Source organism: Streptosporangium sp. NPDC020072, from assembly GCF_040631445.1.
Taxonomy (GTDB): Bacteria; Actinomycetota; Actinomycetes; order Streptosporangiales; family Streptosporangiaceae; genus Streptosporangium.
In genome coordinates, this window is the sequence record NZ_JBEYAB010000005.1 from 146023 (window position 1) to 172591 (window position 26569).

Here is a 26569-nt window from a genome sequence, read left to right on the forward strand (position 1 = left end):
CTCCCGCCGGATGGGTACCTTTTTCCCATGACGGGACAACCAGTGCTGTTGTATGACGGCGACTGCGGTTTCTGCGCCACCTGCATCGGCTTCGCCGAACGCAGGATCGGTCTGCGCGCGCGCCCGGTTCCCTGGCAGTTCGCGGACCTCGCCGAGTTCGGCACCACGCGGGAACGCGCGGAACACGAGGTCCTGTGGGCCGAGGACGGCCGTCTGTACGGCGGCGCGCAGGCCGTCGCCCGGCTGTTCCTGGCCGCCGGGAGGCCGTGGAGCCTGGCCGGGTACGCGTTGCGGGTCCCGCCGCTGTGCTGGGTGGCCCACTGGGGCTACCGGCTCGTGGCGGCCAACCGCCATCGCCTACCGGGCGGCACCCCCGCCTGTGCCCTGCCCGCGAAACGACGATGACCGTCCTGCTGACCGGCTTCGAGCCGTTCGACGGCTCCTCGGTCAATCCGTCCTGGGAGGCGGTCAGCCTCGTCCAGGGGGTGCGGGCCGTACGGTTGCCGTGCGTGTTCGGCGAGTCGCTGGAGCGGTTGCGGGCGGCGGTGGCCGAGCACGACCCGTCGGTGGTCGTCTGCGTCGGCCAGGCCGGGGGCAGACCGGACGTGACGGTCGAACGGGTGGCCGTCAACCTCGACGACGCCCGCATCCCGGACAACGCGGGACGGCAGCCGATCGACGAGCCCGTGGTGCGCGGCGGCCCCGCGGCCTACTTCGCCACGCTGCCGGTCAAGGCCTGCGTCGCGGCGGCCAGGGCGGCCTCGGTGCCCGCGAGCGTCTCGCAGAGCGCCGGGACGTTCGTCTGCAACCACCTCTTCTACGGCCTGATGCACCTGATCGCCACCGAGCGGCCCAGGATGCGCGGCGGGTTCGTGCACCTGCCGTTCACCCCGGAGCAGGCCCTGGGCCGCAGCGTGCCCACTGCGCCCTCGATGCCCTCGATGCCCTCGGCGACGGCGGCGACGGCGCTGACCGCCATCGTGACCGCCGCCGTCTCCGTGGGTGACGACCTGCGCCTGGTCGGCGGCTCCCTGCACTGAGCCCCGCCGCGGGGGCCGATCTACAGGGGGACGCCGAAGACCGCGCGGCGTCCCGCGAACTCGGTGACGCTCCACAGCGTGTTCCTGTCCCGGACGCAGGTGAGGTCCTCGGGACCGCTCGGGTAGGGCCGCCTGGCCACCGTCTCCCCCGCCACGAGCAGGGCGCCGTTCCTGGTGGAGCCCGCGCCCTGGCTGAGGTACCAGGTCCCGTTGCAGGAGAGTGCGCCCTGGATCTTCGGCTCGGGCAGGAGGTAGGCGTCCACGGCCCTGGCGACCCCGGCGTCGTCGGCCCGCAGGGAGCCGTCCTGGTCGAAGGCCCAGCGGGCGACCCTGCCTGCCTCCTGCCGGGTCTCCACGTACTCTCCGGAGACCAGCGTGCCGGGGGTGGTGCTCCGGTCCACGGCCGCGAAGGAGAACCGGGCCTCGCCCGTACGGCTCCAGGCGCCGGTCTGCGGCATCACGTAGCGGTAGCCGAAGGCGGTGTACACCCCGCCCCTCCTGCCGATCGTGGTCGTGCCGTCGCCGTTCACCTCGAAGATCTGCCGGGTGTCGAACACCCGCATGCCCCGCTCGGTGTCGGCGACGTACAGCAGGTCGCCGTACCAGGCGACGCCTCCGGCGTGGATGTTGATCGGGGAGATGCCGCCCGCGGTGTCGGCCACCACGAGCAGGACGTGCCGGTAGCGCAGCGTGGCCGGGTCGAGGAAGGACAGCCGGATGCCCCGTTCCGGCGCGGACTGGGGTTTGAAGTACCAGCTCACCACGAAGGCGTTCCTGGCCAGACCCGCGTCGGAGGAACAGGTCAGGCCCTGGGGGTACCAGTCGGTGACCTCGTTGTCCGCGGCGTCGAAGCAGTACCAGTCGACCGGTTTGGGGTTCATCGTACCGAACGCCCTGGTCCCGGCCGCTCCCTTCCTGATCGCCACCCGGTTCGCCTTGGTCAGCACGGTCTCCAGAGGGACCCGCTTGAGCCATCTCCCCAGTGCCCCGGCCCCGGCCGCCAGGTCGCCGTCGTCACGTCTCAGCTCGAACGGTTCAACCGCCGTGGCCGTCATCGCGCTCATAAGGGGATTCTCCTTCTCCGACGGCCGTCCTGGCAGGCGGTCGAGATGCGGAGTTCACGAGTATGCCGGTCTCAGGCCCCTTTTGTGATCATATCTGGAGGATCATTCCGGCCAGGTGTGCACGGGCGCGCCGGTCAGCGCCAGCTCCCGGTAGCGGGCCACCATCCTGGCCCGTGCCGCCGGGTCCCCGGCGAGGTCACCCAGCGCCTCCCGCTGCCAGACCGACCCGGTACGGCGCCGCCCGACCCGCTCCCGGATGATGTTCAGCGTCCACTCGGCCTCCTCGGGCAGCACACCGACCCGTTCGAGCCCGGCGGCGGCCACGGGGAGCAGGTCGAGCGCCAGCCGCGCCGCCGGAATCTCCCCCGGCCTGCCCGGCCAGGCCAGTGGCGCGTCCAGGCCGTGGATCGCGGCCCGGTAGAAGTTGCGGTAGGCGGCGGAGAAGGGGAACTCCTCGACCGGCTCGACCGCCAGGGCGGCGGTGAGTCCGAGCAGGAACGCGCTGTTGGCCGCCATGTCCAGTGGCGTCGGCCCCGCGGGCAGCGAACGCATCTCCACCCGCAGGTGACCGCCGTCCGCCGGGTCGTAGACGGGCCTGTTCCACTGCCACACCGTGCCCTGGTGCAGCCGCAGCTCGGCCAGTTCCGGCACCTCCTGCTCCTGGCTCTCCTTCCAGGTCATCGGCAGCACCGGCTCGTAGTCGCGGACGCACGCCTCAAAGATCTCCCCTGCCCCGGTCACCCACCCGGAGCCGAAGGCCACCCGCCTGTCCCTGCGGTCGCGCCGCTCCACGTCACGGTCGTCGGCGGCCTCCTCGAACAGCGCGATCCTGGTCTCCTCCCACAACCTCCTGCCCAGGAAGCCCGGCGAGTTGCCGCTCACCGCCAGGACCGGCCCGATGGCCAGCTGGGAGGCGTTGTAGACGCGGGCGAAGTCACCGGGAGGCGTTCGGAAGTGCACCTGCCAGGAGGTGTTCGCGCTCTCCAGGATCACCCCCTCGACTTCGAGCTCAAGCTGCTCGGCCCCCTCGATGCTCACCCGGAACGGTTCGGCGCGCAGCCGCCGCATCCCCCGGCTCAGCGCCCGGTAGCGGCTCTCGTCGCTGAGCGCCTCGTGGGTGAAGTCGAACTCGCTGAGCGAGGGCAGGATTCCGATCGCCACGACCCGGCCGCCCTGCGTCGCCGCCGCCGCGTCCGCCATGGCCATGGTCTCCTGCAGCTCGCGCACCAGCCCCGTGAACGGGCGCCCGGCGATCGGCAGCGGCGTCAGGTTGACCTCCAGGTTGAACCTGCCCAGCTCGGGCACGAGCCGCTCGTCGTCCGCCGCCTCGCGCACCTCGTGGTTGCGGGGAAGCGGCCTGCCCTCCGGGGTGACGAGGAAAAGCTCAAGCTCGGCCCCGATCGTCGCCGGTCCCGCGCCGAAGCCCGGCCTGGCGAGCAGCTCCCGAAGCTGGTCGAGCTGCTCCTCCAGCCGTTTCCCGAAGCGGGCGAACTCCGCCTCGGTGAAGCGGTCCTTGTCGACTTGCTGGCCCATCGGCACCATCCGATCAGTCGCTCCTGCTGTTGCCTCCTCCCTGTCCCGGCTGGACGGTTCTAATCAGCCCACCGAGCAAGTGCCGCCACGTACGGCGATGCGGCCAGGCCGGGGTCAGGCCAGGCAGGTCAGCGGCCTGCCGCCGTTGAACGCCAGCATGTCGGTGATCACGGTGGTCAGGTCGACCGGTCCGCCGAGGGCGGCTCCGTCCAGGTCGGCGTAGGCCCGGTGCAGGTTGCCGACGATCCGCTCGGGGTCGAGCAGCGCGCCGTACTCGCCGAGGTCGGTCTCCCTGGCGGTCTCCAGCGGCGAGAGGCCGGCCGCCCTGCCGCGCTCGGCGGTGTCCATCACGAACCGCAGGTATCCCCGCACCCGGCCGATGACCTCGGGGCCGCAGACGTCGCCGTGCCCGGGGACGATGGTCGTGGCGCCCAGCTCCTCGATCCGGTCGAGGGCTTCGAGCGACCCCAGGACCGACCCCATCAGCACGAACGGCGTGCCGCCGTTGAAGACCAGGTCTCCCGCGAACAGCAGCGACCGCTCCGGGATCCACACGATGGAGTCGTTGGTCGTGTGCGCGGGCACGCCGATGTGCCGGACCTCGCAGCGCAGCTCGTCCGAGTACACGGTCACGCCGTCGGTGTAGGTGAGGAACGGCGGGCAGGCCCGCAGGTCGCCCCAGTCGACCTCGGTCCAGGCGATCGTGCGGTAGGCGGGGATGCCCTCGGCGAGGATCGCCTCCCTGGTCCGTTCGTGGCCGACGATCGTCGCCTCGGGGAAGGCGAAGTTGCCGAAGGTGTGGTCGCCGTGGTGGTGGGTGTTGACCAGCGTCGTGATCGGGTTCGCGGTGACCGACCTGATCGCCTCGCGGTAGGCCAGCGTGCGGCGTTCGGTCGAGCAGGAGTCCACGCTGATCACCCCGCGCTCACCGACCAGGAAACCGGTGTTGTTGACCCACCAGCTCCCGTCGGGCTGAACGTAGGCGTAGACGCCGTCCGAGACCTCCTCGATCCGGGCGGGTGGCAGGGGATGGTCGTGTGGGGATGAGCTCATAACGGCATTGTCGGGCCTGAGCCGGCGACCCACGATCAGGAGGACACGCCGTTCATCCGTTCGAGCCGCCTGCGGATCCGCTCGGCGGACAACACGTTGAGCGCCTCACCCGCGGCGAGCGTGCGGGGCAGCAGCTCCGCCTGGGTGGTCAGGGCGCGGAAGAGGACCTCGACCGTCACGTCGTGCTCGGGACGCAGGACGACCTCGACCCGGTCTCCCGCCTCGATCCGCCCCGGTTCGATGACCCTGAGGTAGGCGCCGGGCCTGGCGACCTGGGTGAACCGCCGTACCCATCCCTTCTCCGCGAGCCAGCCCGCGAAGGTCCGGCAGGGAATGCGCGCGGAGGTGACCTCCAGCACCAGATCGGCCCCGATCCGCCAGCGTTCGCCGATCAGTGCCCCGTTGACGTCCAGGCCCGAGGTGGTGAGGTTCTCCCCGAAGACACCGTTGGACAGCTCACGCCCGAGCTCCGCCTGCCAGAGGTCGAGGTCCTCCCTGGCGTAGGCGTAGACCGCCTGGTCGTCGCCGCCGTGGTCGCGCAGGTCGCCGATCACGTCCCCGGCGACGCCGCTTCCGGCCGTGCCCGTCGGCCCGCCCGGCGCGGCCACGGCCACCGGCCCCGCCACGGGGCGCTTGTCGATTCCGGTGAGGGCGGCGTCGGTGTAGTCCGCCGGACGGCCACGCCCGGCGTTGACGGAGAGAAGCTGAGCCATGGAGGCAGCCTACAAAGCTCTCCGGAGAAGTACGCGCCTCCCCGGTACCGACCTCGAAGGAGCTCGGGAGGACCGCTGAGGACATGTCCGCCGGGCGGACACCTGCACCCTTTTGGGCGGGATTTTTGACGCTCTGTCACCCGACCGAAACTGAGAGAAAAGGGCGGCCGTCACACCACATGACCAGTTTGTCCTCGTCATGAAAGATCCTTATCCCGTTCATTACAGCGTCGATCCCCAGTTGTTGATCTTCAAATCACTCCGATGGAAGCCTGTGAACGCCGCGGAGGCAACGTGCCCCGCGCCGTCTCATCGCTGTTTCGAAAGGTGATCGACCCATGCGTTCCCTCGTCCTGTCCGCCGCCGTGGTCTCCACGGTCGCGGCCTTCGGCATGGCCCTCGCGCCCGCCGCGAGCGCCACGCCGTCCCCCTCCGAGTCTCCTTCCGCCTCCTCCAGCGGCGCCGGACAGACCGCACGAGGCGAGCAGCACTGCGTGATCCGGCCGAGCACCAGTAAGCGCCCCGTCAACATGAACTGCTACCGCACCTACACCGAGGCCGTCTCCGACGTCACCGGAGGGAGGGTCGCCGACGCCCCCGACCCCTCCATCATGACCAGCGCCGACCGCGCCGGCCTTGACCGCCGCATCGCCGCCGCCGGCCAGGCCGGCAAGCAGGCGGGCGTGCTGGCGGACGAGTACCCGGTCCGTGTCGCCACCGCGTGGGAGCACGAGAACTACCAGGGCTCCAGCATGATGTTCGCCAGCAAGCAGGGGTGCTACGGAAACTACAACGTCTACAAGTACGCGGAACTGGCATATGGCTGGAACGACATCATCTCCTCGATCCAAACCTTTGAAGGCTGCCGAGGCCTGCTCTACGAGCACACGTACTTCGGCGGCTCCTACACCTACCGGTTCAACAAGCTCTCATCCCTTGGCCGGATGAATGACCGGGCCTCTTCCGCCCAGATCGGTTACATGCCGAACGAGTAAGCGTTCGTCGCCCGGCTGAACCTCTCCGCCCCATCGACGGCGGGAGAGACGAACCGGTTGGTACGACCGAAACCACGAGCGGTCATCGAGCCGATGTCACCCGGACGCCGGCGAAGAACACACCGGTCATGGTGGAATCCCCGTTCCTGGGATCCCCCTCGGCGGCGGGCCTGTCGCCACACGTCGTGACAGGCCCGCCGGTGCCACCCTTGAACGTCAGCGGGCGGGAACGAACCGCACGCTGCCGAACTCGGCGGACTCCAGGGACTCACCCGAGGGGATGTAGCCCATGGGGCCGCCCTCGCAGCAGGGGCTCGCGTACAGCAACGCGAAACGGTTCGTCCCGTTGACGGCGTCCCCCTTGGCGTGGCCGACGGGGTAGCACCTGAAGTCATGCGGGTTGCCCAGGACATGCGTCCCGGCCCAGGCTCTCGTAGCCGAAGGTTCCCGCCCCGGCGAAAGCGGAGCCGGGCACGGCCCCGATAAGCGCGACACCGACGGCGAGAGCCCCAGAGCGGTGGGCATTGCACAGCGCAAAGCAATCACTTTTTGTCGCCGATCAACCACATAGGGCGACCCAGGGGACTCAACCCCGGGAAGAGGAAAGAAAAACGCGCGGACGCAGGCGGCGGAGAAACCCACCAAGAAAAACCGGGCAAAGACCATTATTGACGACGAAGCGAAATATGCATTGATGGGCAGTGAGCTCGCAAACCCGTGTGGGGCGGCCGGCGGCGGCGACACCTCTTTCGAGGCGCCGCCACCACACAGACCGGTGGGACCGGCCCTGCCGTAGCGAGTGATACCTCCACGCCGGATATATCCGGCCTTCATGGGCAGGCGGACCACAGCCGCCTTTTTGCGTTTCCCATCCGCGTGCAATGGCTCCGAGCGACCACTCGTCACCTCCGGGACCGCCCCGAATCGCCACTTATACGGATGAGGAAGGGCTGCCACGTTTTCGGTGACCAGGCACGGCGACCGGGGCCACTCCAATCCCGATGACGCCAGGTAATGGTTACCGGGAAACACAGATCCATTGCCTGACGGAATAACTCATTGCAGTAATACCCTTACCCTCGGTAATCGATTCGGCGCCACACCAAAGGCAATCGCAGAAAGGATCTCCATGAAACTCGTCACCTGGACCCTCGTCGGCATCGCCGCTGTCGCCCTGCTGACGCCGGTCACCGCCCACGCGTCCTCCTCCGACTCCGCGGCCAACGCCGCCCGCAGCACCAAGGTCGTCTTCCACAACGACACCGACTGCACACTGACCCAGATCGGCAAGGAGACCTACCACGGCATCTGGGTCATCGAGCCCAACTCCAGCATCGCCCCGCACAGCAGCGACTACTTCAAGACCGAGTCCGACGGCGTCCTCACCGGCACCGAGGCCGCGATCAAGTACCGCGCCGACAACTGCTCCCGCGCGGGCAAGCAAGTCCGCTTCCACTGGGACAACCCTTACTACGGCCGTAACAGCTACGACTTCGACGGCACCGACGGCGCCTTCACCACCCGCTACACCGGCGGAAACGGCGACAACGCCACCGTCGACGCGCACGTGAGCTGACCCCTCCCCGGCCTGACCGGTCCCGGCGGGACCGGTCAGGCCCCGGCGTCCACATGGACCCTCCCGCGATCGAGTGCTCCCGGCCCCGGGTCGCCATCCGCTGAGCGCACCGGAGCCGTCGGCGATCTTTCCCCGGGCTTGCCGCCCACGTGCCGGTCTCTAGATCGAAAGCCGCGTATAGCAGGGAGGTGACGTCTCCAAGCACGGACCATCGGGGAAAGGCCAGCATGATTCAGCAGATGATCGCCCTGTCAGCCGTCGCCGTCATGGCGCTGAGCGGTACGGCCGCGGGCGCGGTTGCGTCCACGGCGCCGCCGGACGCCAACGAGCAGGACAGGAGGTTCCTGGTCCAGGCCCACCAGGACAACCTGGCCGGGATCACGGCGGGCAGGGCCGCCGTTCGCAAGGGTCACGACCGGGACGTGCGGGCCCTGGGCAGGCGGCTGGTCACCGACCACACACGGTTGGACGCGGAGGTCAGGCAGGTGGCCCAGCGGCTCGCGGTGTCCCTGCCCGAGGAGGCGACCACGGCGCAGCGCATCCAGTACAACCGGATCTCCGCCAGGAACGGGGACGCCTTCGACTGGGCGTGGCTGTCCGTCGCGGCCGTCGACCGCCGTGCGGCGCTCGCCCGGGGGGCCAAGGAACTGGCCGACGGCTCCTCGGCGCAGGTCAAGCGGCTGGCCACCGACGCCAGGCCCGTCCTGCTGAGGCACCTCGAACTGCTGCGGCGCCACTCGGGCAGCGGTGCGACGGCCGGCGAGCCGGGCAGGCCGGGCCGGACCACGGCCGAGACCACCGCCGGGACCACCGGGACCACCGAGACCGTCGAGCCCTTCCTGATCCAGGAGGAGGGTTAGGGTCGGACGATGACCGATCTCACGGACCTCGCGCAGCTGGTCGGCGGAGACCACGGCCTGGCCGTCGTCTCGACCTTCCGCTCAGACGGGACGATCCGCTCATCCGTGGTCAACGCGGGGGTGCTCGACCACCCCGTCACGGGGCGGCCGATCGTCGGGTTCGTCGTCAGGGGTGACTCCCGCAAACTCGCCGACCTGCGGGCCAGGCCGTACGCCTCGGTGGTGCTGCGCGCGGGCTGGCGGTGGGCGTCTGCGGACGGGCCGGTCGAGCTGGCCGGGCCGGACGACCAGCTGCCCGGGATCGACGCCGAGGGGCTGCGGCTGCTGCTGCGGTTCGTCTTCGGCGCGGCGGGTGGGACCCACGACGACTGGGCGGCCTACGACCGGGTCATGGCCGAGGAGCGGCGGACGGTCGTCCTGCTGACCCCCGACCGTCAGGCGGGCAATCCCTGAGGTGGTTCCCGGCCGGGTGACCGCGGCTCCCGATCGACACCTTGACCCGGGGCCGCCGGCACCTGGCCGGTGCCCGTCCGAGGCCGCGGCCCGTCCGGCCGGCTGCCCGCCTCTGGCCGGTGCCCGTCTGAGGGGTACCGGCCCGTCCGGCGGGTGCCCGCCTGAGCGGGTGGCGGACCGTCCGGCCGGGTGCTCGCCCAGCCGGGGCGCCGGACCGTACAGTCGAGCGATGGACCCTCGTGACCGCGTGATCGAGTTGTTTCATCGGGTGGCGGCGTCGGTGCCCGCCTATGGCGCGTTCCTCAGGGAGCGGGACATCGATCCCGCCCTTATCAAGACATTTGATGATTTCGTACGGCTGCCGCTGACCAGCAAGGACACCTACACCCGCCGCTATCCCCTGCCCGAGCTGTGCCGGGACGGCGTGATCGGGGACATGATCTCGGTCTCGTCGGGGTCGACGGGGACGCCGTCGTTCTGGCCGCGTTCCGTCGCCGACGAGCAGGTGATCTCCGAACGCTTCGAGGAGGTCTTCAGGGACGCCTTCGGGGCGGCGGAGCGCCGTACGCTGGCGGTCGTCTGCTTCGCGCTCGGCACCTGGGTCGGCGGCCTGTTCACCCTGGCCTGCTGCCGTCACCTGGCCGCCAGGGGGTATCCGATCACCTGCGTCGCGCCCGGCAGCGACCGGCGGGAGATCCTGCGGGTGATCCCCGAACTGGCCCCGCACTTCGACCAGGTCGTGCTGCTCGGCTATCCCCCCTTCCTCAAGGACGTCATCGACGCCGGGGTCGCCGAGGGGGTGCCCTGGGCCGACTACTCGATCAAGCTGGTCACCGCCGGGGAGGTGTTCAGCGAGCAGTGGCGCACCCTGGTCGCCGAACGGGCGGGAATGACCGACCCCGCGCTCGACACCGCCTCCCTGTACGGCACCGCGGACGCCGGGGTGCTCGGCAACGAGACGCCGCTGTCCATCCGCATCCGCCGTTTCCTGGCCGAGCGCCCCGAGGTGGCCGAGGAGCTGTTCGGCCGGCAGCGGCTGCCGACCCTCCTGCAGTACGACCCGGCCGTGCGTTTCTTCGAGGAGCACGAGGGGACCCTGTTGTTCTCCGGCGACAACGGCGTCCCGCTCGTCCGCTACCACATCGCCGACGAGGGCGGCCTGGTCCCCCATGACCGGATGCTCGGGTTCCTGGCCGGGCACGGCTTCCGCCCGGCCTCGGCGGAGCCGCGTCTGCCGTTCGCCTACGTCTTCGGCCGCAGTCACTTCACGGTCTCCTACTACGGCGCGAACGTCTATCCGGAGAACATCTCGGCCGGACTCGAACAGCCGCAGGTCAGCTCCCTGGTGACGGGCAGGTTCGTCCTTGAGGTGACCGAGGACGCCGGGCACGACCGGCGGCTGGCGGTCGCGGTCGAGCTGGCCGCCGGGGTGCGCGGCTCGGCGGAGACGGAGCGCCTGGTCGGCGAGTCGATCCTGGCCCAGTTGCTGCGCCTCAACAGCGAGTTCGCCGCGTACGTGCCCCCGGCGCGGCGGCACCCGATCGTCTCCCTGAGGGAGAAGGGCGACCCGGAGTACTTCCCGCCGGGCGGAAAGCACCGTTACACCAGGGGGTGAAACCCTCGCCAGGAGAAGGATCATTTCCCTGCCTGGCCTTCCCAAAAATGATCGCGAATTCCTCGAAGAGGACGGCCCGGCCGATCGGAACCAATCGTCTCCCCAGTTCAACGGCCCACTCGCGAAAAACAGGGGCTTCGGTGATCGAATGGCGGCCGCACCCCGAGACCTACCGTAAAGAATGTCGTCGCGGCACCAAGAAAACACAAAGGCCCGGTTATGCTGGCACCCAGACGAAAGTGGAAAGGTTCTTTCATGAACAATGACGCCGTCTGGGTGCGGGGTGTCACCGGCGTCCAGATGCACCACACCACCGACCTGCAGGACGCGACCCGCTTCCTGGGCAACGCGGTGATGGCGCTGCGGGCCGCGCACGTGCGGACCGGCGACGAGCGCTACTCCGGTCTCGCCGAGCAGCTCAAGGCCGTGACCGCGCAGGCCCGGGGGCTGGAGAGCCAGGCCAGGGCGAGCATGGAGGACCTGCACGTGGCCGACCCCGAGCTGTTCCTGCGCTGCCGTGACGGCGAGGAGCCCTGGCCGGACGAGATCCAGGCGGGGTTCATCCCGCGCCACACCTGCCGGGACCGGTGCCTCTACCACGACCACGACGTCCTGGGCGCCATCACGCAGTGCACCTGCGGGCGGCCCCCGTGCCGGGCCTGCGCCATCGGCGGTGCGCCCGTGGCGTAGCCACGGGAGATCTAGGCTTCTGCCATGGCACGAGCTAACGACGCCGTGGCGGCGGCCCTTGAGGAGTACGCCGAGCTGTTCGCGATGGCGGGCGGCGACGCCTTCCGGGTGCGCAGCTACCAGAAGGCGGCCAAGGCGATCGCCGGGTTTCCCGAGGACATCGCGGCCACCCCGGTCAGGAACGTGCCCGGCGTCGGCGCGGCGATCGCGGGCAAGGTCGAGGAGTACCTCGAACGGGGCGGCTTCCGCCAGCTCGACGAGCTGCGGGCGCGGATTCCCGAGGGGGTGCGGCGGCTGACCCGGATCGCCTCCCTCGGCCCGAAGAAGGCGGTCTTCCTGTTCCAGGAGCTCGGGATCGACTCCCCGGAGGCGCTCGCCGAGGCCATCGGGCAGGGACGGCTCCGGGGGGTGCGGGGCTTCGGGCCCAAGACCGAGGAGAACCTCCTCAGGGGGATCGAGCAGCTTGAGGTGGCGAGCAGGCGGGTGCACATCGGCGTGGCCATGGAGCTGGCCGAGCGGATCATCGCCTCACTGCCCGCCGAGCGGATCGCCTACGCCGGGTCGCTGCGCCGGATGAGGGACACCGTCGGCGACGTGGACATCCTGGCGGTCGGGCCGGAGAGCCTCATGGAGGTCTTCAGGGCGCAGCCGTACGTGGCGGAGGTCATCGCCTCGGGCGAGAAGAAGACCTCGGTGCGCACCCACGAGGGGCTCCAGGTCGATCTGCGCCTGGTTCCCGCGGAGTCGTGGGGCGCGGCGATGCAGTACTTCACCGGCTCGAAGGAGCACAACGTGCACCTGCGCGAGATCGTGGTGAAGAGGGGCTGGAAGCTCTCCGAGTACGGCCTGTTCGACGGTGGCCGGGTGATCGCCGCCGAGCACGAGGAGGACGTCTACCGGGCGCTGGGCATGGCGTGGATTCCCCCGGTGCTGCGGGAGGACGGCGGTGAGATCGACGCCGCGCTCAGGGACGGGCTGCCCGTCCTGGTCACCGAGCGCGACCTGCGGGGCGACCTGCACACCCACACCGACCTGACCGACGGCATCGCCTCGCTTGAGGAGATGGTCGCCGCCGCCCACGCGCGCGGCCACTCCTACTACGCGGTGACCGACCACGCCCCCGACCTGGCGATGCAGCGGATGACCCTGGACAAGGCCCTGGAGCAGCGCGAGCGGCTGCGGCGGCTCCAGGAGGACTATCCGGACATGCGGCTGCTGCACGGCACCGAGCTCAACATCGCCCCGGACGGCTCGGTCGACTGGCCCGCCGAGGTGCTCGCGGGCTTCGACGTGTGCGTGGCGAGCGTGCACTCCCACTTCACCCAGTCGCGGGAGGAGATGACCAGGCGGTTCGTCACCGCCTGCGAGAACCCGCATGTCCACGTGATCGGCCATCCGACGACGCGCCGGATCGGCAGGCGCCCTCCCGTCGACGCCGACTGGGACGAGGTGTTCCGCGCCGCGGCCCGCACCGGGACCGTGATGGAGATCGACTCCTTCCCCGACCGTTCCGACCTGCCCTCGGACCTGGTACGGCTGGCGCGCCACCACGGGGTGCGCTTCTCGATCGACAGCGACGCCCACGCCGTGCCCCACCTGGACAACCAGCGTTTCGGGGTCGGCGTCGCGCAGCGCGCCTGGCTGACCGCCGAGGACGTGGTCAACACCTGGCCGGTCGAACGGCTGCTGGACCTTCTGCGTCCATGATCCGCGGCGCTTCATGCCGTTCGCGTGCGCAACCCTTACCTGACCGGGTGGGATGGAACGCCCTTCCTGTACGGCATGCGTATTTAGTGTGGTGAAGAGCGGGGGCGTCCTGAGGCCCCGGGGCGAAGCGGGGCGATGATGGACGTGAACAGTCTGTTTTCCGTGAGAAGGTCCGACCGATGCGCCAGCTGACCGCCCTCGACGCACAGTTCCTGCACGCCGAGACGCCGACGACCACGACCCATGTCGCCGGGCTGGCGATCCTCGACCCGGCGGGGTGCCCGGGGGGCACGCTGACCAGGGAGGCGCTGGTCGACCGGCTCAGGGAACGACTGCACCTGGCGCCCGTGCTGAGCCTGCGCCTGGCCGAGGTGCCCTTCGGCCTCGGCAGGCCGTACTGGGAGGAGGTCGCCGACCTCGACGTCGCCGGCCACGTCCGCGAGCTGACCCTCCCCGCGCCCGGGGACGACAGGCAGCTCGCCAGGAAGGTCGCCAGGCTCCACGAACGGCGCCTCGACCGCGGCCGCCCGCTGTGGGAGATGTGTCTCATCCACGGACTGGCCGGGGGGCGGGTCGCGCTCTACGCCAAGATCCACCACTGCGCCCTGGACGGGGTCACCGGCGCGGAGACCCTGGCGGCCATGCTCGACCTCACCCCCGAGGCCCCCGAAACCTCAAAGGCCCCCAAGGATCACGGGGCTCACGGGGCCTCCAGGAGCCCCGAGGCCGCCCCCGGTCAGGGGACGCTCGCCGTACCGGAGGGCGAGGAGGCGCTGGGGCCGCTGGCCATGCTCACCGCCGCGGCGGGCAGGTCGGTGACGTACCCGGGCAGGGCGCTGCGCGCGCTCGGCCGGATGATGACCGACCTCGACGCGATACCGGGGGTCTCGGCGCTGCCCGGCGCACGGGCGGTCGCGGAGACCGCCAGGACGATCGCCGGGAACCAGGCGGAACTGCCCGAGCTGCCGCCGCTGACCGCTCCCCGCACGCCGTTCAACGGCCCGATCAGCGCCAAGCGGCGTCTCGCCTACGGCTCGATCCCGCTCACCGAGGTCAGGCACGTCGCCAAGTCCTTCGGCCTCAGCGTCAACGACGTGGTCATGACGGTGTGCGCCTCGGCGCTGCGTTCCTGGCTGCGCGAGCACCACGCGCTGCCCGACCGGCCGCTGGTCGCCGCGGTCCCGGTCTCGGTCCGTACGGCCGCCGCGCGGGCCGGAGGCGTGGTCGGCAACCGGCTGTCCGTCATGGTCACCCAGCTGCCGACGGACGTGGCCGACCCGCTGGAGCGGCTGCGGGCCATGGGCGCGACGATGCGCGTGGCCAAGCGCCGGTTCGCCGAGTCACCGGCCACCTGGCTCGACGGGCTCTCCACGCTGCTGCCCACGGTCCTCACCTCGGTGGCGACCCCGGCGATCTCCCGGCTGGCCTCGGTCACGCTGCCGCCGATCAACCTGATCGTGTCAAACGTGCCCGGTCCCCAGCTGCCGCTCTATCTGTGCGGGGCCCGGCTGCTGGCCTATCATCCGGTCTCGGCGCTGAGCGACATGAGCGGCGGCCTCAACATCACCTGCTTCTCCTACGACGGGTCACTGGACTTCGGGGTCCTCGCCTGCCCGGATCGGGTGAAGGACGTGTGGCGGCTGATGGACCACCTGCGGGAGGCGATGGAGGAGCTGGCCGCGCTGGATCCGCGCTCCTGACCGTCCTCATCCCAGGGCGTGGGCGATCAGTTCGGCGACGGCGTCGGGGTCGATGTGGTGACCGGTGAGCTGGCAGAGGTTCTCCTGGTGCAGCAGCACGGCGGCGAAGGTGACCGCCGCGACCTCAAGCCGGGCCGCGTCGCCGCGCGGGGTGGGCAGCGCCAGCTCCAGGGCGAACCTGGCGCGCCTGACGATCTCCCCGTTCAGCCTGCCGAGCCGGTCGCGGACCGAGCCGTGGGTGTCGGCCTCGCGGAACAGGATGCGCCGCATCGCCGGGGAGGCCCGCAGCGGCAGGCGGCGGGCCAGCCGGGACAGGCTCTTGGCCGCGTCGCCGGGGACGGCCTCGACCTCGGGGGTCTCCTCGACGAGTGTGCGCTCGTCGACCAGTGCGACCAGCACGTCGATCTTCCTGGGGAAGTAGTGGAAGACGAGCCCCTTCGGCACCCGGGCCAGGCGGGCGATCGCCGCGGTCGGCGTGGCCTCGTAGCCGCCGCCCGCGAACAGTTTCTCCGCGGCGTCGAGGATGCGTGTGCGCGCGTCCGGGCCCGGGGCGTCGCCGGAGCGCGGTCTGAGGCTGCCCACAGCCAGACGATAACCGCCTGGTGGCGCGGTTTTCCATGCCGGTTTCCCGCTGGTTTCCCTACCGCGGGGAAAGCGACCCCTCATCGGTTCCCCGCTCACCCGCCGTCGCCCTTCGCGACCGTTTCCGGACCGTCGCCAAAGGGTGCCCGGTGCGGTCCGTGATCACCGGACGCCTACCCTGATCAGCATGACCTTCTCCGAACTGAGCCTCTTCCCCGTCTGTCTCGGCGGCAACGTCTTCGGCTGGACCGCGGACCGTGACGCCTCCTTCGCCGTCCTGGACGCCTACGCCGAGGCGGGCGGGAACTTCGTCGACACCGCCGACGTGTACTCCGAGTGGATCCCGGGTCATTCCGGGGGCGAGTCGGAGACCGTCCTGGGCGAGTGGCTTGAGTCCCGGGGCAACCGTGACCGGATGGTGATCGCGACGAAGGTCGGCGCGATGAGCGGCCGGGCCGGCCTGTCGGCGGCGAACATCCGCCTGGCCGTCGAGGACTCGCTGCGGCGGCTGCGGACCGACCACATCGACCTGTACTGGGCGCACGTCGACGACCAGGAGACGCCGCTTGAGGAGACCCTCGGCGCGTTCGACGCCCTGGTGCGCGAGGGCAAGGTTCGCGACATCGGGGCCTCGAACTACGGGGCCGAGCGGCTCACCGAGGCACTGGCGATCTCCGAGCGGGAGGGCCTTGCCCGTTATGTCGCCCTGCAGCAGCACTACAACCTGCTCGAACGCGACTACGAGGGCGGGCTGCGCGAGGCGGTCGCCGCCAACGGCCTGGTCAGCACGCCGTACTTCGGGCTGGCCAGGGGGTTCCTGACCGGGAAGTACCGTCCCGGTGTCGAGGTGCGCAGCGCCCGCGCGGGCGGGGCGACGCCGTACCTGGCCTCCGAGCGTGCCCTCAGGGTGCTGGACGCGCTGGACAGGGTGTCCGCGGAGCGTGGGGTGGCCCAGGCGACGGTGGCTCTGGCCTGGCTGGCCGCCCAGCCGACGGTCGCGGCCCCGATCGCCAGCGCCCGTACCGTGGAGCAGCTGGAGCAGCTGCTCGCCGTCGCCGATCTGAAGCTGGGCGAGGAGGAGCTGGCCCTGCTGGATGAGGCCTCACGCTGAGAATCCGGGCACCGACGGGCCCCCGCCCGCCGGTGCCCGGACGTTATCCGGTGCCGTTCCTAGTGCCGTACGGCCTGCTCGGCGCCGATGCCGGTGAGCGAGCGGACCTCGATCTCGGCGTACTTGCCCGGGTTGTACTCCTTGCTGAGCCGCGCGCCCACGTAGCCCGCCAGGAAGCCCAGGGGGATCGAGACGATGCCGGGGTTGCTCAGCGGGAACCAGGCGAAGTGGGCGCCGGGGAACAGCGAGGTGGCGCCTCCCGAGACGACCGGGGAGAAGATCACCAGGATCAGGGCCGACAGCAGGCCGCCGTAGATGGCCGAGACCGCCCCCGCGGTGTTGAAGCGCCGCCAGAACAGGCTGTAGAGGATGGCGGGCAGGTTGGCCGAGGCGGCGACCGCGAAGGCCAGCGAGACCAGGAAGGCCACGTTCTGCCCCTGGGCGAGGATGCCGAGCCCGATGGCGACCGCGCCGATGACGAAGGCCGAGATCCTGGCGACCAGGATCTCCTCCCCCTCGGTAACCTTGCCGCGCTTGAACACGTGGGCGTACAGGTCGTGGGCGAAGCTGGAGGAGGAGGCCAGCGTCAGACCGGCGACGACGGCCAGGATGGTCGCGAAGGCGACGGCGGCGATGACCGCGAGCAGGATCGTGCCGCCGACCTCGCCGAAGACGGCCCTGCCGACCGCCTCGGCGAGCTGTGGCGCCGCGGTGTTGCCCGCCTTGTCCTGCCCGGCGATCGCCTCGCCGCCGACCATCGCCGCCGCGCCGAAGCCGAGCACGAGGGTCAGCAGGTAGAAGACGCCGATGATGCCGATGCCCCACAGGACCGACTTGCGGGCCTCCTTGGCGGTGGGGACGGTGTAGAAGCGGATCAGGATGTGCGGCAGGCCGGCGGTGCCGAGCACCAGCGCCAGGCCGAGACTGATCAGGTCGATCTTCCCGGCCAGGCCCTGGGCGGCGGTGCCGTACTTCAGGCCGGGGATGAGGAAGGCGTCGCCCTTGCCGCTGCCCGTGGCGGCGGAGCCGAGCAGCCCGGAGATGTTGAAGCCGTACCGGCCGAGCACCAGCAGGGTGACCAGGGCCGCGCCGGTCATCAGCAGCACGGCCTTGACGATCTGCACCCAGGTGGTGCCCTTCATCCCGCCGACGACCACGTAGATGACCATCAGCAGGCCGACGCCGACGATCGTCAGCGCCTTGCCCGTCGAGGAGGTGATGCCGAGCAGCAGGCCGACCAGCGCGCCCGCGCCGACCATCTGGGCCAGCAGGTAGAAGATCGAGACGGTGATGGTCGACACGCCCGCGGCCGTGCGGACCGGGCGCGGGCTCATCCGGAAGGCCAGCACGTCGGCCATGGTGTACTTGCCGGAGTTGCGCATCAGCTCGGCGACCAGCAGCAGCGCGACCAGCCAGGCGACCAGGAAGCCGATCGAGTACAGGAAGCCGTCGTAGCCGGACAGGGCGATGATGCCCGCGATGCCGAGGAAGCTGGCGGCCGACATGTAGTCGCCGCCGATCGCCAGGCCGTTCTGCAGGCCGCTGAAGGAGCGCCCGCCCGCGTAGAAGTCGGCGGCGTCCTTGGTGTTGCGGCTGGCCCAGAAGGTGATGCCCAGCGTCGCCGCGACGAAGACCAGGAACAGTGCCGTGGAGAGCGTCTGGTGGCTCACGCCGCCTCCCTCTCGCGCTCGGCCTCACGGCGGAGTTCCTCGGCCAGCGGGTCCAGCCTGCGCTCGGCGTAGCGGGAGTAGGCCCAGGCGATCCAGAAGGTCGAGACGAACTGGAGCAGGCCGAGGATCAGTGCCACGTTGACGTTGCCGAAGAGTTTGACGCCCATGAAGTCACGCGCCCACCCGGACAGCACCACGTACAGCAGGTACCAGGCGAAGAAGGCCGCGGTCATCGGGAAGGCCCAGGACCGGAAGCGCCGTCTGAGCTCCTGGAAGCCCTCCTCACCCTCTATCCGTTCGTACACCGATGGTTCCTTACGCCCGGCGGTCATCGGACCTCCCGCATATGTGATGTGGATCACGGATAACGTAGGAGGGGACGGTACCCCGCGTGGAGTACCGCCGAGAGGCTCTTCGCCCAGGTGGCGTCGTGTCGCGGCAAGTTGGTGATGGTGTGCGGTGAAAGGTCCTTTCCGTGCGCCGAGCGGCCGGGGGAGCCCGTCAGCGGCGGCCCGCCAGGCGCCGCAGGGCCCTGCCGGTGGGCAGGACGGGCACCGCGCTGTGCACCATGGAGAACGCCTCAAGGCCGGGGACGATCACGGTGAGCACCGGGCACCTGTCGTGCTCCGGGTTCCACCGGAAGGAGTAGGCCCCGAACCCGGCGTGCCCGAGCGTCCGCAGGATCGCGGCGATCTGCTCGCCGACGCCCTGCCCGCCGTCCTCGGGGCCGGTCTCGGGGCCGGCCTCGGGCAGCTTCGCGTCGAAGACGACACGGTCGAGCAGCGGGGCGGGGTCGAGCCGGGCGCAGCGTTCGAGCAGCGGCCAGCGCCGCAGGCTCTCCAGCCTGCGGCCCAGGGTCAGGTCGACGCCGAGGGAGAGGTTGAACGACGACTGGACCACCTCGGTCAGCGCCCGCTCGACGGCGTACTCCGGGTCGAGGGAGGCGCCGGAGCCGATCACCCCCGGGTACGGCCCGGCCCGGGAGGGGAGCGCGCAGTAGACGGGGATGCCCAGGTCGGAGGTGATGTCGATGATGATGGGGAGCGCTCCCAGATAGGTCGCGGCCTCATCGTGCAGACGCCGCAGGTCGGGCGGGAGACTCTCCGGGTCGAGCGCGGACAGTCTCGACCTCCCGCCGAGGTACCAGTCGAGGAGCGCGTGTGACAGCGCGTCCCGTTCGACGACCTCCAGCAGGCCGTGCAGGAGGGCGTCCTGCTCGCTGACCCCGGCCGCGGTGCCGTTGTCGTAGGCGTAGCGCAGGTAGGGCTCGTAGCGCAGGTCGTCCCCGGGGATCGGGTGACTGCGGCAGGAGGGCGAGCGGGAGAAGGCCGGGTACCACACCGGGGACCGTCCCGGGCTCAGCGGCTCGGCGCGCAGGCAGGCGAGACCGGCGTCCGGGTAGTCGCGGGCCAGGCGCTGGATCATCTCCTCACCGCGCAGCTCCGGCTGGGAGACCACCGTCCCGACCGGGATGGCCCGCACCCGCCCGCTGTCGTGGGCGAGCGCCGCCTGCCCCTCCTCGTGCTGGAGGTGCTGCCAGGCCTCGAACAGCGCGCTGACCGTGCTCTGGGCGCCGGCTCCCTTGCCGAGGGAGGCGGTGACCGCGCGGCCCTCGGGGTCGCGCACGGTGCAGCGGTGCACGGGGAACTCCGCCGACCCCGCCGAGACCAGCTCGGCCGAGAGCCCACGGTCGGCGAGTACGGACTCGATGACGGCGAGCGCGCCGGTCAGGCCGGTGCCGCGCTCGCGCTGGGCGCGCGCCATCGTCGTCAGAGGGTTCCGGGAGCGAACCGGACGGTGAAGAACTCGTCGAGGAGCACCCTTTCGGACAGGGTCACCGAGAAGTTGTCCTCCAGCTGGAACCCGTCCGGTTTGAGAAGCGACTGGCCGTTGGAGTTGCTGTTGCCCATCGCACGCTCCTGTTGTCACTCGAATAACAGAAATGTCCTTATATTACAGGCCATTTCGACATAAGTCATAGATCATTGTCAAGTAGAGCGAGGGCGCCAGTCACCCCGGTCGAGATCCAGCGTCTCCGGCGTGTGCAGGCGGACCATCGTCCTGGCCACACCGGGCGGAATACGGCTTCTGGTCAGCAACGAGACCACGACCATGACGGTGAACGCGACCGGCACCGACCACGCCGCGGGCTGGGCCAGCAACGCCCCGGCGAGCCCGGTGTGCGGCCCCTCCCCGATCGTCAGCAGCACCGCCCCGCAGGCCAGGCCACCGCCGACGACCAGCCCCGCCATCGCCCCCGGCGGCGTCAGGCGCCGCCACCAGATGCCCAGCACCAGCAACGGGCAGAAGGAGGAGGCCGAGACCGCGAAGGCGAGCCCGACCACGTCGGCGACCGGCAGCGAACGCGCCGACGAGGCGAGCACCAGCGGTACGGCGACCGCGACCACCGCCGCGACGCGGAAGGAGCGGACCCCGCCTCGCAGGATGTCCTGTCCGATGACCCCCGCGACCGAGACGGTCAGCCCCGAGGAGGTGGACAGGAACGCCGCGAAGGCCCCCGCCGTCACCAGCGCGGTCAGCAGGTCGCCCGCGACGCCCCCGACGAGCCGCCCCGGCAGCGTCAGCACCACCATGTCACTGCCCCGCAGCCCCGGCAGGTAGACCCGGCCCAGCGCGCCGTAGAGGGCCGGCATCAGATAGAACAGGCCCAGCAACGACAGCACCGCCAGCGTCGTACGGCGCGCCGCCCGCCCGTCCGGGTTGGTGTAGAAGCGCACCAGCACGTGCGGCAGCCCCATGGTCCCCAGGAACGTGGCCAGGATCAGCGAGTAGGTCGAGTAGAGGCCGTACTCCCTGCCGCCGGACAGCGGCAGCGCCCAGGTGGCCACGTCCCGCGCGCTCAGGCCGGGCGCGCCGTCCGCCCGCCAGGCCAGCACCAGGAAGACCAGCGGCACGGCCAGCGCGGTGAGCTTGAGCCAGTACTGGAAGGCCTGCACGAACGTGATCGAACGCATACCGCCCGACAGCACGTTCACCCCGACCACGCACGCGACCACCAGCCCGCCCGCCCAGTCGGGCGCCCCGGTGACGGCCCGCAGCACCAGCCCCGCGCTCTGGAACTGCGGCATCAGGTACAGCCAGCCGATCAGCACGACCAGCACCCCGGCCATCCGCCGTACGGCCATCGACTCCAGACGCGCCTCGGCGAAGTCGGGCAGCGTGTAGGCACCGGAACGGCGCAGCGGCGCCGAGACCAGGACCAGCAGCACCAGGTAACCGCCGGTCCAGCCGACGGGCAGCCACAGCATGTCCGCGCCGTACAGCAGGATCAGCCCCGCGATGCCCAGGAAACTCGCCGCCGACAGATACTCCCCGCCGATCGCGGAGGCGTTCCACAGCGGGGAGACCGTGCGGGAGGCGACGTAGAAGTCGGAGGTCGTGCGGGACAGGCGGATGCCGAACGCCCCGATCAGCACCGTGGTGAGCATCACCAGCACGACCGCGGCCACACCGTAGACGACGTTCACCCCGCCCGGTCCACCAGGTCGGCGAAGTGGCGCTCGTTGCGCTCCGCCTGCCGTACGTACAGCCACGCGCCGATGACGAAGACCGGGTAGATCACGCCCGCCAGCACGACCCACGGCAGGGGGACACCCAGCACCAGGACCACGCGCAGCTCGGGCACGAGCAGGAACAGCAGCGGCAGGCCGCCGACCACGCAGGCCAGCACGGTGCACACGAACAGGGCGAGCCGGAACTGGGTGCGCACCAGCGAGCGCATGTAGACCTCGCCGAGGCTGGTCTGCTCGTCGATCTCCCTGGTCACCGGGTAACGGGGGTTGCGGGCGGCCGTGGTGCGCGGGCTGGTCACCACCTCGCGGCGCGGGCGGCCCTCGTCCCCGCGCGGGTGCTCCGCCCCCGCCCTGCTCACTCGGGCCTGCCCTTGCGCGCCCTGCGGACCAGCAGGTCGCGAAGCTCCCGCGTGTGCCTGCGGCTGACCGGGATCTCGGTCCCGCAGACGCGCACCACGCACCGCCCCGAGTCGATGTGCAGCTCGTCGATGTGCTTGACGGCCACCAGGTGGCTGCGGTGCACACGCACGAACCCCGCCGAGGACCACCGCTCCTCCAGGGTCGCCAGCGAGATGCGGACCAGGTGGCTGCCGCCCGCGGTGTGCAGGCGCGCGTAGTCGCCCTGCGCCTCGACGTAGCGCACCTCGGTGCTGGCCACGAAGCGGGTCACCCCGCCCAGCTCGACCGGGATCGTGCCCGGCCCCGCCCGGCTCGCCCCGTCCCCGTCCGGCAGCTCGGCCGACACGCACACCCGTCGCACGGCCTCGGCCAGCCGTTCGGGCCTGACGGGCTTGAGCAGGTAGTCCTCCGCCTTGATCTCGAAGGCGTCCACCGCGTGTTCCTCGTAGGCGGTCACGAACACCACCCGGGGTGGGTTGGCGAACTGCGACAGCAGCCTGCCCAGCACCACCCCGTCCAGGCCGCGCATCCGGATGTCGAGGAAGACGGCGTCGATCGGACGCCCGTCGGCGATCGCCCGGTCGAGCACGCGCAGCGCCGCGGCGCCGTCCCTCGCCTGCGCGACCTCTCCGATTCTCGGGTCGTCCCGCAGCAGGTAGGCCAGGTCCTCCAGGGCGGGAAGTTCGTCGTCGACGGCCAGGACTCGAAGACCGGTCACGGGCACTCCTCCGGATCGTCGAGGGGGAATCCCTAGAGGGTGATGAATCAGACATCACCTGTCAACAGTTCCTGACCTGCCGAATCCACAGAAAGGTGTTCAGTGGGCGGAGACACCCGGGTGGTACTTCGGCACACGGACGCTCACCTTGGTTCCCGCGCCCTTGCCGGTCTCGGCCACCAGGCCGTACTCGTCACCGTAGACCTGACGCAACCGCTCGTCCACGTTGGCCAGGCCGACCCCGCCCGTCCCCGAGCGCTCCTCCGCGTCCCCGGCCAGGATGCGGCGCAGCCGTTCGGGGTCCATGCCGACGCCGTCGTCCTCCACGCTGATCCGGCACTCGGCCCCGGCGTCCTCGGCGATGATCGAGATGCGGCCGATGCCCGGCTTGCTCTCCAGGCCGTGCCTGACCGCGTTCTCCACCAGCGGCTGCAGGCACAGGAACGGCACGGCGACCGCGAGCACCTCCGGGGCGATCCGCAGCGTCACCTGGAGCTGGTCGCCGAACCTGGCGCGTTCCAGGGTCAGGTAGCGGTCGATGGACCGCAGCTCCTCGGCCAGCGTGGTGAACTCCCCGTGCCGCCTGAAGGAGTAGCGGGTGAAGTCGGCGAAATCCAGCAGCAGCTCACGGGAGCGGTTGGGGTCGGAGCGCACGAAGCTGGCGATGGTCGTCAGCGAGTTGTAGATGAAGTGCGGGGAGATCTGCGCGCGCAGCGCGCGGACCTCGGCCTCCATCAGCCGCGTCCGCGAACGGTCGAGCTCGGCCAGCTCCAGCTGGGAGTCGACCCAGCTGGCCACCTCGTGGGTGGCCCTGACCAGGCCGGCCGAGGCGTGCCCGCCGTAGGCCGCCAGGGAGCCGACCACCCGGCCGTCCGTGGTGAGCGGCACCACGACGGCGTATCTGATCGGGCACTCCGGGATGTCGCACGAGACGACCTCGGGGCCGAGCACCTGGGTACGGCCCCCGCCGAGGGTCTTGGCCGCGTAGGCGAACGCCTCGGCGGCGTGGTGCTCCCCCTCGCCGTCGTAGACCAGAAGCCGCTGCCCGTCGGTGATGGCCAGCGCCGGGGAGCCCAGCAGCTCGCGCAGATGCCGCGAGGCCTTCTGGGTGCCCGCCTCGGTGAGCCCGGCCCGCAGCGGCGGCGCGGCCAGGGAGGCGGTGTGCAGGGTCTCGAAGGTGGCGCGCTCGGCCGGGCTGCTGCCCAGCTCGCGCCTGCCGCGCAGCACGCGCCACAGCACCAGGGCCGGGACGCCCACCAGGGCGGCTACGAGCAGCGCGGCGACGAGGGGTTCCACGTCCCGGACCCTATCCTCGCACGTGGGTCGGCGCCCCTCCGACGGAGATCAGATCCCCTCCCTATGCCTTTACGTTGTAGATCAAAGACATGCCGACCGGCCCGGACCCCTTCAGGAACACCACTTTCAGGACGTCCGCGCCGAGGGGCTGAAAGGCGTGAGGGCCTCACGGACACGCAGGGCGTACGACGCGGCCTCCCCGGGGCCGTCGTAGGCGGTCCGGGGCCAGAAGAAGCCGCGCAGGCCGTCCTTGCGGTTGCGGGGGACCACGTGGACGTGCAGGTGCGGCACGCTCTGACTGATCCGGTTGTTCATCGCGACGAACGTGCCGCCCGCGCCGAGCCCCCGCTCGACGGCGGCGGCGACCGCCTGGACCCGCTGGAAGAACGGGCCGACCGAGGCGGGAGGCAGGTCGGTGAGGGTCTCGGCGTGCGCGGCGGGGGCGACCAGGACGTGCCCCTTGAAGACGGGCCGGATGTCCAGGAAGGCGGTGGCCACCTCGTCGGAGAACACCACCTCTCCCGGCCGCTCCCCCGTCGTGATGGCGCAGAACAGGCATCCCTCGGCTGGCATCCCCCCAGGATAGAGGGGGCGCGACTAGCATTCACCCCGGTCGTGTTCCCGTCCGCGAGGAGAAACCCGTGTCCGCAGAGCCCCGTCAGACCCCCTGGAGCGACTCCTACGACGGGTGGCGGGCGGACGCCGCGGACCCGGCCTTCAGCGAGTGGCTGCGCTCCGGCTCCGAGCCGGAGTGGACGGCGGTCGTCACCCACCCGTTCGCCGCCTCCATCACCCGGGGGCTGACCTCTGAGGAGGCCATGCGCCGCTACCTGGTGCAGGACTTCCAGTTCGTCGACTCCTTCACCGCGCTGCTCGGCGCCGCCGTCGCCGCCGCGGACAACTTCGAGTCACGGGTGCCGTTCGGCCGCTTCCTCGGCGAGACCGCGACGACGGAGGAGAAGACCTACTTCCACCGGGCGCTGGCCGCCCTCGGCGCGAGTGAGGCCGAACTGACCGCTCCCCCGCTCGAACCGGTGACGGCCGACTTCCGCGCGCTGATGGACGAGGCCAGAAGGAGCCTGGACTACCCGGCCATCCTGGCGGTCCTGTGCGTGGCGGAGTGGAGCTACCTCGGCTGGGCGAGCCTGGCCGAGGAGCCGCTGCCCGGCGGTCCCGGCAGCCCGGGGAGCTTCGTGCACCGTGAGTGGATCGAGTTGCACGAGGGACCCGCGTTCCGCGCCTGGGTCGCCTTCCTGCGCGGCGAGCTCGACCGCCTCGGCCCCGCGCTCCCCGCGCGGGAGCAGGCCCGTGTGCTCGACGTCTTCCGCCGGGCCGTACGGCTTGAGCTGCGCTTCTTCGACATGGCCGCCGGTTCGTGAGAGCCGGCCGCCGGGGCTCCCACGGGCCCCGGCGGCGGCCGACGTCAGGAACGCACCTTCGTGACGACGGTCTTGGTGAAACGGAAGACGCAGAACCGGTCACGCGCGGCGGCGCGGCCGTAGTGCCGCTCGAAGTCCTTCTGGCCGAGGCCGTCGACGCTGTCGAAGCCCAGTCTGGCCACCGCCGTCCTGCCGCCGTGGCGGGCGAGGGTGGTGCTCAGGACGATCCTGCCCTTGTGCGGAACCGGCTTGGAGACGTCGCTGGGAACCTCGCACCACAGGCCGTCACGGTACTTGTGGCAGGGGAAGGTGGCCACCTTCCTGCCCGAGGGGTCCATGAGGGTCGCCGTGCGCGGGGCCTTCGCGCCCCTGGGGAGGGTGCCGCCGACCCAGAAGGAGGCCCAGTAGGGGGCGAAGGACTCCATCCAGGTCATGGAGTAGTCGAGGGTGTAGGTGACGCGCCCGCCCTGGTGGACGCGCGGGGTCCCCTTGGCCTTGAGCTTGATCTTGACGAGGGGTTCCCGTTCGCACTTCTCCACCGCGCTGACGCAGGTCGCCGCCTGCGCGGGGGCGATGGGTGACAGGGCGACCGCAACGAGGGCGAGACCCGTGGTGAGGCCGAGAGCTCGGCGCATGAGTCCTCCTGGGGGGATCGGCCGGAGAGGGGGTCGTACCCTGCGGCGATCCCCGCTCCGGACTCGGGAGGCGCCACATCGGGAGGCCGCGGCCACCTCACGGCGGACAAGACCTCCCGCACCGATCACTACGTACGGACGGCCGGAACGGTTCAGCGGGGAGTCACCGGTCCCCCGGATACCGGGCGGGCGGAAAGGAGGGGGTCCGCCGCCCACCCGGAAACGGCCAGATTACCCCGCCGCCCCC

27 protein-coding genes are annotated in these 26569 nt (G+C 70.8%); 12 read left to right on the plus strand and 15 right to left on the minus strand.

Annotated elements, in window-relative coordinates; all coding sequences use genetic code 11:
* Positions 1-27 precede the first annotated feature (27 nt).
* Both ABZ470_RS13125 and pcp read left to right on the plus strand, forming a co-directional pair.
* Positions 28-405 (plus strand): DUF393 domain-containing protein, encoded by a 378-nt coding sequence (locus ABZ470_RS13125; protein WP_362911465.1) that lies wholly within the window; start codon positions 28-30, stop codon positions 403-405.
* Positions 402-1040 (plus strand): pyroglutamyl-peptidase I, encoded by a 639-nt coding sequence (gene pcp, locus ABZ470_RS13130; protein ID WP_362911466.1) that lies wholly within the window; start codon positions 402-404, stop codon positions 1038-1040. The genes ABZ470_RS13125 and pcp overlap by 4 nt, the downstream gene beginning before the upstream one ends.
* Before the next feature lie 20 nt (positions 1041-1060).
* Here pcp and ABZ470_RS13135 read toward each other — a convergent pair whose 3' ends face one another.
* The 4 genes from ABZ470_RS13135 to ABZ470_RS13150 form a co-directional block, all read right to left on the minus strand.
* Entirely contained in the window at positions 1061-2104 is a 1044-nt protein-coding gene (locus ABZ470_RS13135; RefSeq protein WP_362775769.1) for a hypothetical protein, read from the minus strand.
* 102 nt (positions 2105-2206) lie between these two features.
* The gene (locus ABZ470_RS13140; protein WP_362911467.1) at positions 2207-3637 is read right to left on the minus strand and encodes a glutamate--cysteine ligase; all 1431 of its coding nucleotides are present in this window, start codon (positions 3635-3637) and stop codon (positions 2207-2209) included.
* 114 nt (positions 3638-3751) lie between these two features.
* Positions 3752-4690 (minus strand): MBL fold metallo-hydrolase, encoded by a 939-nt coding sequence (locus ABZ470_RS13145; protein WP_362911468.1) that lies wholly within the window; start codon positions 4688-4690, stop codon positions 3752-3754.
* A 35-nt stretch (positions 4691-4725) separates the two neighbouring features.
* Positions 4726-5403, minus strand: coding sequence for an MOSC domain-containing protein (locus ABZ470_RS13150; RefSeq protein ID WP_362911469.1), 678 nt, complete (start codon positions 5401-5403; stop codon positions 4726-4728).
* 338 nt (positions 5404-5741) lie between these two features.
* Between ABZ470_RS13150 and ABZ470_RS13155 the strand changes: the two genes are divergently transcribed.
* The 8 genes from ABZ470_RS13155 to ABZ470_RS13190 all read left to right on the plus strand — a co-directional run bounded on the left by ABZ470_RS13155 (position 5742) and on the right by ABZ470_RS13190 (position 14999).
* Complete coding sequence (locus tag ABZ470_RS13155; RefSeq protein WP_362911470.1) at positions 5742-6398, plus strand: hypothetical protein; 657 nt, start codon at positions 5742-5744, stop codon at positions 6396-6398.
* 1129 nt (positions 6399-7527) lie between these two features.
* The gene (locus ABZ470_RS13160) at positions 7528-7974 is read left to right on the plus strand and encodes an aegerolysin family protein (RefSeq protein ID WP_362911471.1); all 447 of its coding nucleotides are present in this window, start codon (positions 7528-7530) and stop codon (positions 7972-7974) included.
* A 227-nt stretch (positions 7975-8201) separates the two neighbouring features.
* Positions 8202-8834, plus strand: coding sequence for a DUF4142 domain-containing protein (locus ABZ470_RS13165; RefSeq protein WP_362911472.1), 633 nt, complete (start codon positions 8202-8204; stop codon positions 8832-8834).
* Positions 8835-8843: 9 nt separating this feature from the next.
* Positions 8844-9287: a pyridoxamine 5'-phosphate oxidase family protein gene (locus tag ABZ470_RS13170; RefSeq protein ID WP_362911473.1), complete on the plus strand. Its 444-nt coding sequence runs from the start codon at positions 8844-8846 to the stop codon at positions 9285-9287.
* A 229-nt stretch (positions 9288-9516) separates the two neighbouring features.
* Positions 9517-10902, plus strand: coding sequence for a phenylacetate--CoA ligase family protein (locus ABZ470_RS13175; protein WP_362911474.1), 1386 nt, complete (start codon positions 9517-9519; stop codon positions 10900-10902).
* 255 nt (positions 10903-11157) lie between these two features.
* Entirely contained in the window at positions 11158-11592 is a 435-nt protein-coding gene (locus ABZ470_RS13180) for a hypothetical protein (RefSeq protein WP_362911475.1), read from the plus strand.
* Between the two features lie 24 nt (positions 11593-11616).
* Positions 11617-13299 carry a DNA polymerase/3'-5' exonuclease PolX gene (polX, locus tag ABZ470_RS13185; RefSeq protein ID WP_352011591.1) on the plus strand — a complete coding sequence of 561 codons (1683 nt, stop codon included), beginning with the start codon at positions 11617-11619 and terminating at the stop codon, positions 13297-13299.
* 179 nt (positions 13300-13478) lie between these two features.
* A complete protein-coding gene (locus ABZ470_RS13190; protein ID WP_362911476.1) occupies positions 13479-14999 on the plus strand; it encodes a wax ester/triacylglycerol synthase family O-acyltransferase in 1521 nt (506 codons plus the stop codon).
* A gap of 6 nt (positions 15000-15005) precedes the next feature.
* Here ABZ470_RS13190 and ABZ470_RS13195 read toward each other — a convergent pair whose 3' ends face one another.
* Entirely contained in the window at positions 15006-15581 is a 576-nt protein-coding gene (locus ABZ470_RS13195; RefSeq protein WP_352011589.1) for a TetR/AcrR family transcriptional regulator, read from the minus strand.
* A gap of 187 nt (positions 15582-15768) precedes the next feature.
* Here ABZ470_RS13195 and ABZ470_RS13200 point away from each other — a divergent pair, with 187 nt between their 5' ends.
* The gene (locus tag ABZ470_RS13200) at positions 15769-16692 is read left to right on the plus strand and encodes an aldo/keto reductase (RefSeq protein ID WP_362911477.1); all 924 of its coding nucleotides are present in this window, start codon (positions 15769-15771) and stop codon (positions 16690-16692) included.
* Between the two features lie 59 nt (positions 16693-16751).
* Here the strand turns inward: ABZ470_RS13200 and ABZ470_RS13205 are convergent, their stop codons facing one another.
* The 9 genes from ABZ470_RS13205 to ABZ470_RS13245 all read right to left on the minus strand — a co-directional run bounded on the left by ABZ470_RS13205 (position 16752) and on the right by ABZ470_RS13245 (position 24881).
* Complete coding sequence (locus tag ABZ470_RS13205) at positions 16752-18362, minus strand: cation acetate symporter (protein ID WP_352011587.1); 1611 nt, start codon at positions 18360-18362, stop codon at positions 16752-16754.
* Positions 18359-18694, minus strand: coding sequence for a DUF485 domain-containing protein (locus tag ABZ470_RS13210; protein ID WP_352011586.1), 336 nt, complete (start codon positions 18692-18694; stop codon positions 18359-18361). Before ABZ470_RS13210 ends, ABZ470_RS13205 begins: the two co-directional genes overlap by 4 nt.
* A gap of 169 nt (positions 18695-18863) precedes the next feature.
* Positions 18864-20126 (minus strand): YcaO-like family protein, encoded by a 1263-nt coding sequence (locus tag ABZ470_RS13215; RefSeq protein WP_362911478.1) that lies wholly within the window; start codon positions 20124-20126, stop codon positions 18864-18866.
* A 5-nt stretch (positions 20127-20131) separates the two neighbouring features.
* Entirely contained in the window at positions 20132-20272 is a 141-nt protein-coding gene (locus ABZ470_RS13220; RefSeq protein WP_352011584.1) for a hypothetical protein, read from the minus strand.
* A gap of 78 nt (positions 20273-20350) precedes the next feature.
* Complete coding sequence (locus ABZ470_RS13225; protein WP_362911479.1) at positions 20351-21850, minus strand: cation acetate symporter; 1500 nt, start codon at positions 21848-21850, stop codon at positions 20351-20353.
* Positions 21847-22254 carry a hypothetical protein gene (locus ABZ470_RS13230; RefSeq protein ID WP_362911480.1) on the minus strand — a complete coding sequence of 136 codons (408 nt, stop codon included), beginning with the start codon at positions 22252-22254 and terminating at the stop codon, positions 21847-21849. The genes ABZ470_RS13225 and ABZ470_RS13230 overlap by 4 nt, the downstream gene beginning before the upstream one ends.
* Positions 22251-23012, minus strand: coding sequence for a LytTR family DNA-binding domain-containing protein (locus tag ABZ470_RS13235; RefSeq protein ID WP_352011581.1), 762 nt, complete (start codon positions 23010-23012; stop codon positions 22251-22253). Before ABZ470_RS13235 ends, ABZ470_RS13230 begins: the two co-directional genes overlap by 4 nt.
* A gap of 99 nt (positions 23013-23111) precedes the next feature.
* Entirely contained in the window at positions 23112-24308 is a 1197-nt protein-coding gene (locus ABZ470_RS13240) for a histidine kinase (RefSeq protein ID WP_352011580.1), read from the minus strand.
* Between the two features lie 126 nt (positions 24309-24434).
* On the minus strand, positions 24435-24881 hold the full coding sequence (locus ABZ470_RS13245; RefSeq protein ID WP_362911481.1) for an HIT family protein: 447 nt from the start codon (positions 24879-24881) through the stop codon (positions 24435-24437).
* Between the two features lie 68 nt (positions 24882-24949).
* Here ABZ470_RS13245 and ABZ470_RS13250 point away from each other — a divergent pair, with 68 nt between their 5' ends.
* The gene (locus ABZ470_RS13250; protein WP_362911482.1) at positions 24950-25687 is read left to right on the plus strand and encodes a TenA family protein; all 738 of its coding nucleotides are present in this window, start codon (positions 24950-24952) and stop codon (positions 25685-25687) included.
* Between the two features lie 44 nt (positions 25688-25731).
* Here ABZ470_RS13250 and ABZ470_RS13255 read toward each other — a convergent pair whose 3' ends face one another.
* Positions 25732-26322, minus strand: coding sequence for a hypothetical protein (locus tag ABZ470_RS13255; RefSeq protein WP_362911483.1), 591 nt, complete (start codon positions 26320-26322; stop codon positions 25732-25734).
* Between the last annotated feature and the right edge of the window lie 247 nt (positions 26323-26569).